The sequence below is a fragment of the Vibrio sp. M260112 genome, assembly GCF_036533775.1.
Taxonomy (GTDB): domain Bacteria; phylum Pseudomonadota; class Gammaproteobacteria; order Enterobacterales; family Vibrionaceae; genus Vibrio.
In genome coordinates this window covers 1-374 of sequence record NZ_JATABH010000215.1, presented here as the reverse complement: position 1 = coordinate 374, position 374 = coordinate 1, and the positions used below count along the sequence as shown (strand labels likewise).

Here is a 374-nt window from a genome sequence, read left to right as displayed (position 1 = left end):
ATTGAGACCGTTAGATTTTGCGTGAAGTCGGACATCGACGGATCTTGACAGTGTGGCATCTCACACTGGATATCGACGATAGACGCGTTTTCTAGCTTAGTGGTGAAGAAGTTCTCTTGTTTGCCTTCGATAGAAGTGCGGTACCATTTAAGCTCTACGTTCTTCATCTTCTCACCAGATGAAAGCGCGTTGTACAGCAGTGGTACGGCTTTGTTGAGAGTGACGGTAAACTTGAAAGGTTTATGGACGCGTTGACCAGAAGGTTGACCAGATTGAGGATCGGTCGGAACCGAAATGACGTGGTCAAACTTCTGAACCAGCATCTCGTCTTCGTGACCTTCTACATAAGAGTCACCGATAGAGTCAGCCGTACA

Annotated in this window: 1 protein-coding gene; it reads right to left on the bottom strand. The window is 47.1% G+C overall.

Translation table 11 applies throughout. The annotated features are described in order from the left end of the window. A partial coding sequence (locus tag QTN95_RS21185; RefSeq protein WP_331418907.1) for an Hcp family type VI secretion system effector occupies positions 1-374 on the bottom strand: 374 nt, incomplete at both ends.